Raw genomic sequence first — 12,762 nt, forward strand, 5'->3', positions numbered from 1 at the left:
CGGCGCCCTGGCCCTGGCCGTCGCCGAACTGGCGGCGGCCGCCGTGACCGGCCCGGAGGCCGGGCCGGTCACGGCGGTGGGCGGTGCGGTCGTCGACCGCGCCCCGGCCTGGCTGAAGGACTTCGCCGTCCGCACCTTCGGCGAGGACGACAAGCTGGTGCTGCGGCTGGGCATCCTGGCGCTGCTGGCCCTGGCCGCCGCCGCACTGGGGCTGTCGGCCCCGCGCCGGCGCGGGTCAGGGGCCGCGGGGGTGCTGCTCTTCGGTGCGGTCGGCGCGGCGGCGGCCGTCGGCCGCCCGGACACGGGCGGTGCGGGCGCACTGCCCTCGGTGGTCGGCGCCGCCGCCGGAGCTGCGGCCCTGTACCTGCTGGCCGGGCGGCTCGCGCCGGCAAGGGACGCGCACACCGCCGGTGGCGGCGCACCCGAGAGCGGGCCACAGCCCGGTACGAGCGGCGAGCGCACGCCGTTCGACCGGCGCGGGTTCGTCCTCGCCGCCACCGGCACCGCCGCCGCCACCGCCGGGACGGGGCTGCTCGCCCGCGCCCTGACCGCCTCGGACACCGCCCGGGCCGCCGCCTCCCGTGAATCGGTGGCCCTGCCCGCCCCGGCGTCCAAGGCCCCTCCCGTACCGCCCGGCGCCGATCTGCGGCTGCCCGGCATGAAGCCCTTCATCACCCCCAACGACGCCTTCTACCGCGTCGACACCGCCCTGACCGTCCCCCGCCTCGACGCCGGCGCCTGGCGGCTGCGCCTCCACGGCCTCGGTGTCACACGCCCGCTGACCCTGGACTTCCGCGAGCTGCTCGAACGCCCGCTCGTCGAACGCGACATCACCCTCACCTGCGTGTCCAACCAGGTCGGCGGCCCCTACGTCGGCACCGCCCGATGGCTGGGCGTGCCCCTGGCCGAGCTGCTGCGCGAGGCCGGTGTCAGGCCGCCCTCCCGGGGCGGGCCGGCCGACCAGTTGGTGTCCCGCTCGGTGGACGGCATGACGCTGGGCACTCCGGTGGAGACGGTCATGGACGGCCGGGACGCACTGCTGGCGGTCGGCATGAACGGCGAGCCGCTCCCCTTCGACCACGGCTTCCCCCTGCGCATGGTGGTGCCCGGCCTGTACGGCTACGTCTCGGCCTGCAAGTGGCTGACGGAGCTGGAACTGACCACCTTCGACGCCTACGACGCTTACTGGGTCCGCCGCGACTGGGCGGCAGAGGCGCCGGTCAAGACCCAGTCGCGCATCGACACCCCCAAGCCCTTCGCCTCCCTGAAGGCGGGGACCGTGGCCGTCGGCGGCGTCGCCTGGGCCCAGCACACCGGTGTCGACCGCGTCGAGGTGCGCGTCGACGGCGGGCCCTGGCGCACCGCCCGCCTGGCCGCGGAGGACAGCGCGGACACCTGGCGGCAGTGGACCTGGCGCTGGGAGGCCGCGCCCGGCTCGCACAGGCTGGAGGTCCGCGCCACCGACCGCCGCGGACGCGTGCAGACCGCCGAGCGCACCGGGACCCTGCCCGACGGTGCGACCGGACGGCATTCGGTGGTGGTCGACGTGACCTGACCCCGCCCGCCGTGCCGCCGCGCACCGCGGAGGCCGGCCGCGGCCGCCCGGCCGCAGCGATTCCGACCAGGCCTTCTCAGCAGGCCGTCCGAACCGAGCAGTCCGATCGGGGCCTTCCGGCCCTCGTATCCCAACCGACAGGAGAACCACGCCACATGAGCGCCACCCGTACCCGCCGCATCCGCCGCGTCGCCCTCGCCGTCACCGCCGCGGTGGTGCTGCCGCTGTCGATCACCGCCTGCTCCTCCGAGGACGGCGGCGACGGCGCGGCCGACTCGCAGTCCGCCTCGCCGGCCGAGTCCATGCCCGCCGACGGGGCGCAGGAGGAGTCGGACGACATGGCCGCGGTCGACACCTCCAAGCCGTTCGGCCCCGGCTGCCAGGCCGTCCCCGAGGACGGCGAGGGCAGTTTCGACGGCATGGCCGACGACCCGGTCGCCACCGCCGCCTCCAACAACCCCGCCCTGTCCACCCTGGTGAGCGCGGTGCAGAAGGCCGGCCTGGTCGACACCCTCAACGGCGCCGAGAACATCACGGTGTTCGCGCCCACGGACGACGCCTTCGCGAAGATCCCGGAGAAGGACCTCAACGCCGTTCTGGAGGACGAGAAGGCACTCACCGAGATCCTCACCTACCACGTCGTCGGCGAGAGGCTGACGCCCGAGGACCTGGAGGACGGCTCCTACCCGACGCTGCTGGAGAAGAAGGAGCTGACCGTTTCCGGCTCCGAGGGCTCCTACACGGTCAACGACGCCTCGAAGGTCGTCTGCGGCAACGTGCCGACCGCCAACGCCACCGTCTACATCGTCGACACGGTGCTGATGCCGAAGTGACCTCCTGAACCGGAGAACCGCCCACGGCCCCGGTGGCCCCCTGCCGCGCCCCGGCACGGGGTCACCGGCCAACGGCCCCCGCCGTCCCGCCCACCGGACGGCGGGGGCCGCAGTGCGGACGGCGGTGTGACGGTCCGCTGGAGGCTGTGGCCCTTCGGTGAAGGCGGTCCCGTACCCGGTTCCGCCGTGTCGCGCGGTGGACAGCCTCCAGGTGCGCCGGGCGGCCGACGGCGGCCCGGCGCCCATCCCCCCACACAAGACGTAGGAGTCCACATGCGGCACAGCCGTGGTGCGTCAGCCGGCTCGGCCCTCGCGATCGGCGCCCTGGTACTGACCGTCCTGCCCGCCGCCGCCGAAGCGGCCGCCCCCTCCCCCACCGGGGTGCCCGCCGCGGTCATCGCCGGCGACGCCGGGCAGGACGCCGGCCGGTCGCCCGCGGGTGCGTTACCCGCCGGTGCTCTGAGGGCCATGCAGCGCGACCTGGGCATAACCGCCGAGCAGGCGCGCGAGCGCGTGGCGAACGAGTACCGCGCCGCGAAGACCGCCCCCGCCCTCGCCGAGGACCTCGCCGGCGACTTCGCCGGCGCCTGGACCACCGGCGACACCTCCATCCTCACCGTGGCCACCACCGACCCCGCCCAGGCCCCCGCCATCACCGAGGCCGGCGCCCGGGCGAAGGTCGTCGAGCATTCCCTGGCCGAACTCGGCGCCGCCAAGGCCGGACTGGACCGCGCCGCCCGTCACGGCGCCCCCGCCTCCGTCTCCCAGTGGTACGTCGACGTGAGGACCAACTCCGTCGTCGTCCGCGCCTCCGACACCGCGAAGGCCCGCGCCTTCGCCGGGGCCGCCGGGGCCGGCAGCGACCTGGTGCGCGTGGTGAAGTCCGCCGAGAAGCCCCGCCCGTACGCCGAACTGCGCGGCGGCGACGCCTACTACATCAACGACACCAGCCGCTGCTCGGTCGGCTTCGCCGTCACCGACGGCACCCGGCAGGGCTTCGTCACCGCCGGCCACTGCGGCGTCCCCGGTGACACGACCGCCGGGCACGACCGCTCGGCCCAGGGCGTCTTCCAGGGCTCGTCCTTCCCCGGCGACGACCACGGCTGGGTCGCCACCGCGGACGGCTGGACGGCCACCCCGTACGTCAGGGGCTCCGGCGGCGCCGACGTGACCGTCGCCGGCTCCGCCCAGGCGCCGGTCGGCTCGTCCGTCTGCCGCTCCGGCTCCACCACCGGCTGGCACTGCGGCACCATCGAGCAGCACGACGTCACAGTCCAGTACGGGCAGGGCGACGTGCACGGGCTGACGCGGACCACCGTGTGCGCCGAACCCGGCGACTCCGGCGGCCCGTACATCACCGGCGACCAGGCCCAGGGCGTCACCTCCGGCGGCTCCGGCAACTGCACCACCGGCGGCACCACCTTCTACCAGCCGGTCGAACCTGTCCTGGAGGCGTACGGCCTCACCCTCGTCACCGGCTAGCCCTCACGGGCCGGCCGTCCCCGGGCCGCCCCGCGCGCCGCTCCCTCCCCCGGCGCGCGGGGCGGCCCTTCGCGCTGACGCGACTCCTCCGGCGTGAGTCCGTCGCCATGAGCCCGTCGCCGCGAGTCCACCGCCAGGAGTCCGCCACCACGGCCTCGTGCAGCGCTTGTGATCATGCGTGAAGTTCTTGTGACCACTTCTCCGCGGTGTCCGATATGCGACACCAGCACACCGCGAAACGTCTAGCTTGACAGGCGCACGCCACCCTCGTGAAACACGGGCGTGCCGTTCACCCCCCACCCTCTTTTCCCCACAACAGAGGAGAACGAATGCGCCACAGCCGTGGTATCGCGACCGGTGCGGCCCTCGCCGCCACCGCACTCGCCCTGACCGCCCTGCCCTCCATCGCCGGCGCGGTCACGTCGTCCCCCACCGACACCCCCGCCAAGACCGCCGCCGAGACCACCCTCACCGCCGAAGCCCTCCGCGCCGCCGAGGAGATGCCCGCCGGCGCGCTGAAGGCCATGCAGCGCGACTTCGGCATAACCGCCGAGCAGGCCCGCGAGCGCGTGGCGAACGAGTACCGCGCCGCGAAGACCGCCCCCGCCCTCGCCAAGGACCTCGCCGACAGCTACGCCGGCGCCTGGACCACCGGCGACACCTCCACCCTCACCGTGGCCACCACCGACCCCGCCCAGGCCCCCGCCATCACCGAGGCCGGCGCCCGGGCGAAGGTCGTCGAGCACGGCATGGCCGAACTCGAGGCCGCCAAGGCGAGACTGGACCGCGCCGCCGAGAAGGGCTCCACCACCGCCGCGCCGGTGTGGTACGTCGACGTGAAGACCAACTCCGTCGTCGTCCACGCCTCCGACACCGCGAAGGCCCGCGCCTTCGCCGAGGCCGCCGGGGCCGACAGCGACCTGGTGCGCGTGGTGAAGTCCGCCGAGAAGCCCCGCCCGCTGTACGACCTGCGCGGCGGCGACGCGTACTACATCAACGGCTCCGGCCGCTGCTCGGTCGGCTTCGCCGTCACCAGGGGCAGCCAGCAGGGCTTCGTCACCGCCGGCCACTGCGGCCGTACCGGCAGCTCCACCACCGGCTACAACCAGGCCGCCCAGGGCACCTTCCAGGGTTCGTCCTTCCCCGGCAACGACTACGCCTGGGTCGCCACCAACTCCAACTGGACCGCCACCCCGTACGTGAAGACCTCCAGCGGCAGCGTCCAGGTGGCGGGCTCCACCCAGGCCGCCGTCGGCGCCTCCATCTGCCGCTCCGGCTCCACCACCGGCTGGCACTGCGGCACCGTCCAGCAGCACAACACCAGCGTCACCTACCCCGAGGGCACCATCACCGGCGTGACCCGGACCTCCGTGTGCGCCGAGCCCGGCGACTCCGGCGGCTCCTACATCTCCGGCAACCAGGCCCAGGGCGTCACCTCCGGCGGCTCCGGCAACTGCCGCACCGGCGGCACCACCTACCACCAGCCGGTCAACGAGATCCTGTCGGCCTACGGCCTCACCCTCAAGCGGTAACCCTCAGCCGCGAACCAACCGCGAACGAACGGCGAACGAACGGAGCCGCCGCCCGGCCGACCGGGCGGCGGCTCCCGCCGTACACGTACGGGCCGCGGGCTACGGGCGCGCGCCGTGCGACGGGGCGATCTCCTCGATCCGCCGCGCCAGGCGCACGTCCAGCTCCGTCACCCTCCCGCCCACGCTGTGGGTGTTCACCGACACCCCCACCGCGTCATAGCCCAGCAGCAGATCCGCGTGGTGGTTCATCTCCTCCTGGATCTGCGCGACATGGAGCACCATCGCCGCGGCCGGGAAGTGCCCGGCGAAGGAGTAGGTCCTCCTCAGCCGGTCCTCCTCGAACTCCCAGCCGGGCAGCTCCGCCAGCGCGGCGTCGATCTCCTGCGAGGTCAGCGGTCGGGGCGCCATGACACCAAATCTCACTTCCCGTGGACGACCGTCCCAGCCTAGGGTCGCGGCATGGGATCCACTGCGGCCGACACGAGCACGGGGACGGGGACGGGCAGATCGGCGAACGGGGTGGGGCCCCTGCTGCGGCACTGGCGGGAGCGCGCCGGGCTCAGCCAGCTCGAACTGGCCCTGCGCGCCGACTCCTCCGCCAGGCACATCAGCTTCGTCGAGACCGGGCGCACCCGGCCCAGCCCGGAGATGGTGCTCCGGCTGGCCGAGCACCTCGGCGTCCCCGTGCGCGAGCGCAACGCGCTGCTGACGGCCGCCGGACACGCCCCGCACTACGCCGAGACCCCCGTGGACGACCCCTCGCTGGCCGCCCTGCGCGAAGGCCTGGAGCGGATGCTGACGGCGTACGAGCCCTTCCCCGCCCTGGTGGTCGACGGCCGGTACGAGGTGGTGGCCGCCAACCGCGGTGTCGCCGCCCTGCTGGAGGGCGTGGCCGGACACCTCCTGCGCCCCCCGCTGAACGCCATGCGCCTGACCCTCCACCCCGAGGGCCTGGCCCCGCGCATCCGCAACCTCCCCCAGTGGCGCGGGCATCTGCTGGAGCAGATGCGGCGGCAGCTCGCGCCGCTGCGGTCGGCGCCGCTGCGCGAGCTGTACGAGGAGGTCGCCGCCTACCCGCCGCCCGGGGCGGACCCCGGGGGCGCCGAACGGCGCGACACCGGGGGCCCCCGCGCCCCGGGCCCCTTCGCCCTGCCGCTGGTGATCGGGCACCGGGGGCACGTCCTGTCGTTCTTCTCCACCATCACCACCTTCAACACGCCCATGGACGTGACCGTCTCCGAGCTGGCGATGGAGACCTTCGTCCCGGCCGACCCGGAGACGGCGGCCCTGCTGCCGGAGCTGCTCGGCTAGCCGCCCGGTCCGGGGGCCCGCAGGTCCCGGACCGGGCCGGTCATGACCGGCCGGGGCCGCGGAGCACCGCGCGGAGCGCCAGGTTCTGGGCCACCGCCAGGGCGGCGACCACCGCGGCCTGGAGCGGGATCCACACCCACCCAGCGGCGGACGGCTCCAGCACGCCGAGCGCGAGGACGGCGGCGCAGGCCAGCGCCCACAGCAGGTTCCCCTCCACCACCACCCGCACCCAGGGCGCGGGCGGAACGGGGCGGCTCGCCAGGAGGCCGACCCCCGCGCCGTACAGCAGCAGGAAGGCTCCGGCGCCCAGCAGCAGGCCGTCGCCCACTCCCAGCAGCCGTCCCAGGAGGCCGGACAGAGCCAGGTAGGCGACGGCGTTGGCGGCGGTGACCGCCGCGTCCAGGGCGAGGAGCCGGCGCAGCAGGGGGAGCGAGGAGCGGGCGGGGCGGGTGGTGCGGGTGGTGCCGAAGGTCTCGGGCGAGGTAGCGGACATGGCGGATCGGCCTCCGTCGTCTCGGGCGCGGTGCGGAAGGCTCCGGCCGTGCGCACGGGCCGGAGGCCGGGTTCCGGCCGGAGTGCGCCGGCCGGAACCCGGTGCCCCCACCCTGCCGCCGGCCCGCGCGGGGGTCGATTACCGCCCGGGTAATCGCGGGTGCGGCCCGCCTTGGTGGCGCTCCTCCCGCCAGGGCGTGTCGGTGGTGTGCCGGCAGCCGCTTGGCACATTTTTTCTCGGAACCGGCGGACTCGGCCGGACGGTCGGGCCGGACGGCTGGGCCGGACAGGTCAGCGCAGATGCGCGCGGGCCGGAACGAAGGGCGTGGTCACCGCCTGGGCGGCCTCGGCCTCGCGCAGCCAGCCGCGCAGCACCCGGTGGATCCGCTCGGCGCCGACCGGTTCGCCCTCCGCGTCCGGCGGGGACAGCAGGCGCGGGTAGAGCAGGAACGCCCGGGACTGCTCGCCTCCCAGGCCGCCGTGGGAGCCGATCTGCTCCTCGAAGGCGTGGACGGCGCCGGTGGCCCGGTCCAGGGCCGAGTTGACCATGATGTCGGCGGCGTGCGGGAAGCGCGCGGTGCGCCGTACGAGTGCGGCGGCCCGCGGCCCGTAGGGCTCCAGGGGGTCGGCCCGGACGATCTCGCCGGTGTCCAGGCGGTGTTCGCTGTCGCCGGGGCCGAGCACCACCGGCCCGTGGCGCTCGGTGTCCACCAGCAGGAAGCCGATGCCGGGGTGGTTGGCGAGGGTGCGCAGCAGGGCGGGGTGGCGGCGGTCGATCTCCTCGCGGGTGGCCCTCCCGGGGATGCCGGGAAAGGAGATCAGCCCGAGGTTGCCCGAGCCGAGCACCACCGGGTCGGAGGTGGGGGCGGGCCAGTGGGGCTCGGCGCCGTGCCCGTCCTCGGGCCGGTGCAGGGCGGCGCGTGCGGCGGCGCGGGCCTCGGCGCCGCTGGCCGAGCGCCTGGCCCGCCGGGAGACCGGCAGCCCGCATCCGGCGCGGACCAGGTCCTCCAGGGTCAGCCCGTAGTGGGAGGCGAAGGTCTCCCCGGGGCTCTGCCCGTGGTCGGACAGGAGCACCAGGCGGTAGGGCCGGGGGGCCTGGGCTGCGACCTTGGCGATCAGGGCGACGGAACGGTCCAGCCGCCGCAGCACCTGGTGGGTGTCGCGGCCGCGGGGCCCGGAGTGGTGGGCCACCTCGTCGTAGGCGACGAGGTCGGCGTAGACGGCGGTGCGCCCGCTGAGGATGTCGCCGAGGACGGAGGCGACCACCACGTCCCGCTGGACGACGGTGGCGAAGGCCCGGATGAACGGGTAGAGCCCGCCGCGCGGCACCCGAGGGGTGTCCCCGCGCAGCCTGGCGCGGGTGGACTGGACGATCTCGCGGACCACCTCGGCGACGAAGGAGGCGGCCGTGCGGGTGGCGTTGGCCGGGTCGGAGAAGTACGCGAAGTACCCGGCGCGCGACCGGTTGTGCCGCCCGCGCCGGGCGGAGACGGAGAGCACCAGGGCGGCCTGGGCGGCTCCGCCGCTGAAGAGGTTGCCGCGGCTGGCGCCGTCGTGGGCGAGCAGTCCGGGCTCGCCGCTGTGTTCGGCGGCGCGGCGCTGGAGCCGGGCGGCGCTGGAGGGCCGGTTGGTGATCACCACCTCGCCGGTCTCCTTCTCGTACCAGCGGAAGGCGGGCACGTCCTCGTTGGAGCCGTGCAGGATGCCGAGCTGGCTGGCGCCTGTCTGGCTGGACCAGTCGGTGTGCCAGGGGACGAGGCGGTGGGTGTCGCGGAGCATGGCGGCGACGCCCGGCATCAGCGGCTCGCCGCCGGGCGGAGCGGTGGTCGCGTCGCGCAGTACGTCGTGGCCGATCCCGTCGAGCTGCAGGAAGACGGTGCCGGGGGTGGCCGGTGTCAGCCGGCGTCCCGAGCGGCGCCAGCGGCGGTCGGCGAGCCGGGCCAGGCGCCGCCGGTAGGCCCGGTCGTCGCGGACGGCCAGGAAGGTGTTGGCCGCCGAGGAGGCGGCGGACATCGCGGCGGCGACGACCACGGCGGTCTGCGGATCGGCCTCGCCCCGGTAGTCGGGCAGGAGGGCGAGCGCCAGCAGCAGCAGCGAGCCGTTGAGGAAGAACACCAGCAGGCCCAGCACCAGGGCGGGCACCAGCAGCAGGGCTCTGACCAGCAGGGGCCACACCAGGGCGCTGAGCAGGCCGAAGGCGCCGGCCCCGAGGGCGGCGGTGACCCCGATGCTGGTGGCGCTGTCGCCGTCGGCGGACTGGAGCCGGAAGTCGGGGAGCACGCCGGCCAGCACCAGCATGGTGAGGGTGCTCACCGCCCACACCACCAGGACGCGCAGCACCGCGCCGCCCGCCCTGCGCCAGGCCGCCATCCGCACGCCGTCCGCCTTTCCTCCTCCGGGGCCCGGGGGCCGCGCCCCCGCCGTCCGCCTTCTCCGCGCCGGGCACGTCCATGCGTCCGCGCGCCGGTGTCCTCGTCACACGTCCGCCGCCGGCCACCCCGGACGCCGCCGGGCGCCGCCGGACGCCGCCGGGCGCCGGAAAGCGCCGCCCCCCGGCCCGGCACGTCCCACTTTTCCACAGTGGCTCCCCCGGCCGGGGGCGTGCCCGGTCTCCTGGCGGAAGCTCCCGGAAGCACGGGGGCGGGATGAGAGGATCGGTACGGGGAAAGGGGCGAGCGGACGGAAGGAGGGGCCGGTGCCTGCGGAGATCACCTGGTGGGGTCATGCCACGGCGACGGTGCGCGACCGCGGGGTGACGGTGCTCACCGATCCGGTGTTCGTCCGGCGGCTGGCCCATCTGCGCAGGCGGCGCGGACAGCCGCCGCCGGAGTCGGCGGCGCGGGTGGACCTGGTGGTGGTCTCCCATCTGCACGCCGACCACCTGCACCTGCCCTCCCTGGCCCGCCTGGCGCCCGGCACCCGTGTGGTGGTGCCGCGCGGCGCGCTCGCCTCGGTGGCGGGGCTGCGGCGGCTGGCGGGGCGGCTGCGGATCGAGGAGGTGGACGTGGGCGGGCGCGTGCGGGCCGGAGACGTCACCGTCCGCGCGGTGCCCGCGGAGCACGACGGGCGGCGGCTGCCCTACGGGCCGCACCTGGCGCCCGCCCTGGGCTATGTGGTCGAGGGGGAGTCCAGGACGTACTTCGCCGGGGACACCGGGCTGTTCGACTCCATGGCGGAGGCGGTCGGCACGGTCGACGCGGCGCTGCTGCCCGTGGGCGGCTGGGGTCCGAAACTGGGCGACGGGCACATGAACGCGCGCCGGGCCGCCGAGGCTCTGGCCCTGCTGGGGGCGCCGCTGGCGGTGCCGGTGCACTACGGGACGTACTGGCCGATCGGTCTGGACGCGGTCCGGCCGCACGAGTTCCACTCCCCCGGCGACGAGTTCGCGCGGCTGGCGGCGCGCTCGGCCCCCGCCGCGGCGGTGCACCTGCTGGGGCACGGCGAGAGCGTACGGCTGGAGGCGGCGGGGTGATGGAGGCACTGCTCGGCGCGGTGCGGGAGATACCGGCGCAGGTGGCGCCCGGCGCGGTGGGCTACCCGTCGCTGTTCCTGCTGGTGGCGTTCGGCGCGCTGGTGCCGGTGGTGCCGACGGGAGCGCTGGTCAGCGCGGCGTCGGCGGTGGCGTTCCACCGCAGTCCTCCGGCCCTTCCGCTGCTGCTGGTGTTCGCCGTCGCGGCGCTGGCCGCGTTCCTGGGCGATCTGCTGCTGTACTGGCTCGGGCAGCGCGGCGGCCGCTCCAGGAGCGGTTCGCGCTGGCTGGAGCGGATGCGCCGGCGGGCCGAGCCGGACCGCCTGGAGGCCGCGCGGCGGAAGCTGGACGAGCACGGCGTGACGGTGCTGGTGGTCTCCCGGCTGGTGCCGGCCGGGCGGATCCCGGTGATGGTGGCCTGCCTGCTGTCGCGGGTGCCGGTGCGGCGGTTCGTGCGCGGTGCCGCACCGGCCTGCCTGGTGTGGACGGCGACCTACCAGATGATCGGGATCCTGGGCGGTTCGCTGTTCCCCGAGCCGTGGCAGGGCGTGGCCGCGGCGGTGGGTCTGACGCTGCTGGTCGGCGCGGTGCCCTCGGCGTGGCGGCGGCTGCGCCCGGTGCAGGTCACACGGTAGGGCGCGGGGGCCGGCCGGTGCGGGGCCGGGGGGCCGGACCGGTCAGTCCAGGATCCGGGAGGCCCCGATCGGCATGTCCCACAGGTCCTCGCGCGGGCGGCCCGCCGCGGCCCACGCGGCCCGTACCCGGCTCAGCGGCTCCAGCGGGGGCTCGGCCGAGAGCAGGAAGGTGGCCCAGTGCATGGGGGCCATACGGCGGGCGCCGAGGTCCAGGCAGGCGCGTACGGCCTCCTCCGGGTCGGTGTGCACCGGGCGGAGCATCCGGCGCGGCGCGTAGGCGCCGATCGGCAGCAGGGCGAGGTCGATGCCGGGGTAGCGGTGGCCGATCTCGCCGAACCAGTGGCCGTACCCGGTGTCGCCGGCGAAGTGGATCCGCTGCCCGTGGCGGTCGGTGAGCACCCAGCCGCCCCACAGCGAGCGGCAGGTGTCGGTGAGGGTGCGCCGGGACCAGTGGTGTGCGGGGACGAAGTCGAAGCGGACGGCGCCGCCGCCCGGCGAGGGCAGTTCGGCCGCCTCCCACCAGTCCAGTTCGGTGACGCGGGCGAAGCGGCGCCTGCGGCACCAGGCGCCGAGCCCGGCGGGTACGAACAGCGGGGTGTCGCGCGGCAGGCGCCTGAGGGTGGGGGCGTCGAGGTGGTCGTAGTGGTTGTGCGAGATCACCACGGCGTCGACGCGCGGCAGGTCCTCCCAGGGGACTCCGACCGGGGTGACCCGCGCCGGGGTGCCAAGGATCCGGCGGGACCAGACGGGGTCGGTCAGTACGGTGAGGCCGCCGATGCGCACCACCCAGCTGGCGTGCCCGGCCCAGGTGACGGCCGCGGTGTCGGCGTCGACCGGCGGCAGGGGGGCCGGTTCGCAGGGCAGCAGGGGGATCTCGTCCAGTGTCGCGGGGTCGGGGCGCGTGCTGCCCTCCCTGGCTATGCGGGACAGGGAGCGCAGGCCGGGCAGGGGTTCGGTGAGCCGGTCGGCGAAGGTGCCCGGCCAGGTGCGCCGCTCGCCCAGGGGGCGGGGCGCGGGCAGGGCGGGGGGCCTCCGGGGGGAGCCGGCGGCGGGGGCGTCGAGGACGGCCTGGGCGGGCTTCTCCGTCTGTTCGGTCATGCGGGGCTCCCATCTGCGTCCGGGGACTTCACGGGGTGAGGAGCCGCCGGACCGCCGGCCGTCAGCTCCCGCAGGGCCGTCTCCAGCGACGCCCGCGCCACCGCGGAGCCGTCGGCCGTCGTGCCGGCGGGCAGCACGTCGGTGGACAGCCGCACCCGCAGGGCGCGCGGATCGTCGCCGAAGCGGTGGCCGCCCAGGGCGTACGGCCCCAGCCGCCGCACCAGTTCCGCCTCCAGCCGGGGGGCGTCCTCGATGCCGCGGGCGGCCAGCGCGGGGCGCAGCGCCTCGAAGTCGGGGTAGAGGTGGCGCCCGGCGTGCAGCGGCCGTCACTCGCGCGCCCCGCGCTGATGCCCTG

Annotated in this window: 12 protein-coding genes; 7 read left to right on the plus strand and 5 right to left on the minus strand. The window is 75.7% G+C overall.

The annotated features are described in order from the left end of the window. The 4 genes from ACLIYP_RS25775 to ACLIYP_RS25790 all read left to right on the plus strand — a co-directional run. The coding region (locus ACLIYP_RS25775) for a molybdopterin-dependent oxidoreductase (protein ID WP_412715507.1) at positions 1-1,555 on the plus strand (1,555 nt) is incomplete at its 5' end. A gap of 155 nt (positions 1,556-1,710) precedes the next feature. Further along, positions 1,711-2,388 (plus strand): fasciclin domain-containing protein, encoded by a 678-nt coding sequence (locus ACLIYP_RS25780; RefSeq protein ID WP_412715508.1) that lies wholly within the window; start codon positions 1,711-1,713, stop codon positions 2,386-2,388. Positions 2,389-2,661: 273 nt separating this feature from the next. Next, a complete protein-coding gene (locus tag ACLIYP_RS25785; protein WP_412715509.1) occupies positions 2,662-3,870 on the plus strand; it encodes a S1 family peptidase in 1,209 nt (402 codons plus the stop codon). Between the two features lie 329 nt (positions 3,871-4,199). Then, positions 4,200-5,402, plus strand: coding sequence for a S1 family peptidase (locus tag ACLIYP_RS25790; RefSeq protein WP_412715510.1), 1,203 nt, complete (start codon positions 4,200-4,202; stop codon positions 5,400-5,402). A 99-nt stretch (positions 5,403-5,501) separates the two neighbouring features. Here the strand turns inward: ACLIYP_RS25790 and ACLIYP_RS25795 are convergent, their stop codons facing one another. Continuing rightward, positions 5,502-5,810 (minus strand): 4a-hydroxytetrahydrobiopterin dehydratase, encoded by a 309-nt coding sequence (locus ACLIYP_RS25795; RefSeq protein WP_093659973.1) that lies wholly within the window; start codon positions 5,808-5,810, stop codon positions 5,502-5,504. Between the two features lie 51 nt (positions 5,811-5,861). Here ACLIYP_RS25795 and ACLIYP_RS25800 point away from each other — a divergent pair, with 51 nt between their 5' ends. Beyond that, a complete protein-coding gene (locus ACLIYP_RS25800; RefSeq protein ID WP_412715511.1) occupies positions 5,862-6,713 on the plus strand; it encodes a helix-turn-helix domain-containing protein in 852 nt (283 codons plus the stop codon). 40 nt (positions 6,714-6,753) lie between these two features. Here ACLIYP_RS25800 and ACLIYP_RS25805 read toward each other — a convergent pair whose 3' ends face one another. Together ACLIYP_RS25805 and ACLIYP_RS25810 are read right to left on the minus strand one after the other, a co-directional pair. Next, a complete protein-coding gene (locus ACLIYP_RS25805; RefSeq protein WP_412715512.1) occupies positions 6,754-7,206 on the minus strand; it encodes a hypothetical protein in 453 nt (150 codons plus the stop codon). A gap of 290 nt (positions 7,207-7,496) precedes the next feature. Beyond that, positions 7,497-9,575 carry a phage holin family protein gene (locus ACLIYP_RS25810; RefSeq protein WP_412715517.1) on the minus strand — a complete coding sequence of 693 codons (2,079 nt, stop codon included), beginning with the start codon at positions 9,573-9,575 and terminating at the stop codon, positions 7,497-7,499. Positions 9,576-9,900: 325 nt separating this feature from the next. Here ACLIYP_RS25810 and ACLIYP_RS25815 point away from each other — a divergent pair, with 325 nt between their 5' ends. Then, positions 9,901-10,677, plus strand: coding sequence for an MBL fold metallo-hydrolase (locus ACLIYP_RS25815; RefSeq protein ID WP_412715513.1), 777 nt, complete (start codon positions 9,901-9,903; stop codon positions 10,675-10,677). After that, entirely contained in the window at positions 10,677-11,309 is a 633-nt protein-coding gene (locus ACLIYP_RS25820) for a DedA family protein (protein ID WP_412715514.1), read from the plus strand. Before ACLIYP_RS25815 ends, ACLIYP_RS25820 begins: the two co-directional genes overlap by 1 nt. A gap of 42 nt (positions 11,310-11,351) precedes the next feature. Here the strand turns inward: ACLIYP_RS25820 and ACLIYP_RS25825 are convergent, their stop codons facing one another. Next, complete coding sequence (locus ACLIYP_RS25825; RefSeq protein WP_412715515.1) at positions 11,352-12,407, minus strand: MBL fold metallo-hydrolase; 1,056 nt, start codon at positions 12,405-12,407, stop codon at positions 11,352-11,354. After that, positions 12,404-12,628, minus strand: coding sequence for a hypothetical protein (locus tag ACLIYP_RS25830; RefSeq protein WP_412715516.1), 225 nt, complete (start codon positions 12,626-12,628; stop codon positions 12,404-12,406). The genes ACLIYP_RS25825 and ACLIYP_RS25830 overlap by 4 nt, the downstream gene beginning before the upstream one ends. Between the last annotated feature and the right edge of the window lie 134 nt (positions 12,629-12,762).

Origin of the sequence: Streptomyces nanhaiensis, from assembly GCF_046614825.1 — a bacterium.
Lineage (GTDB): Bacteria > Actinomycetota > Actinomycetes > Streptomycetales > Streptomycetaceae > Streptomyces > Streptomyces radiopugnans.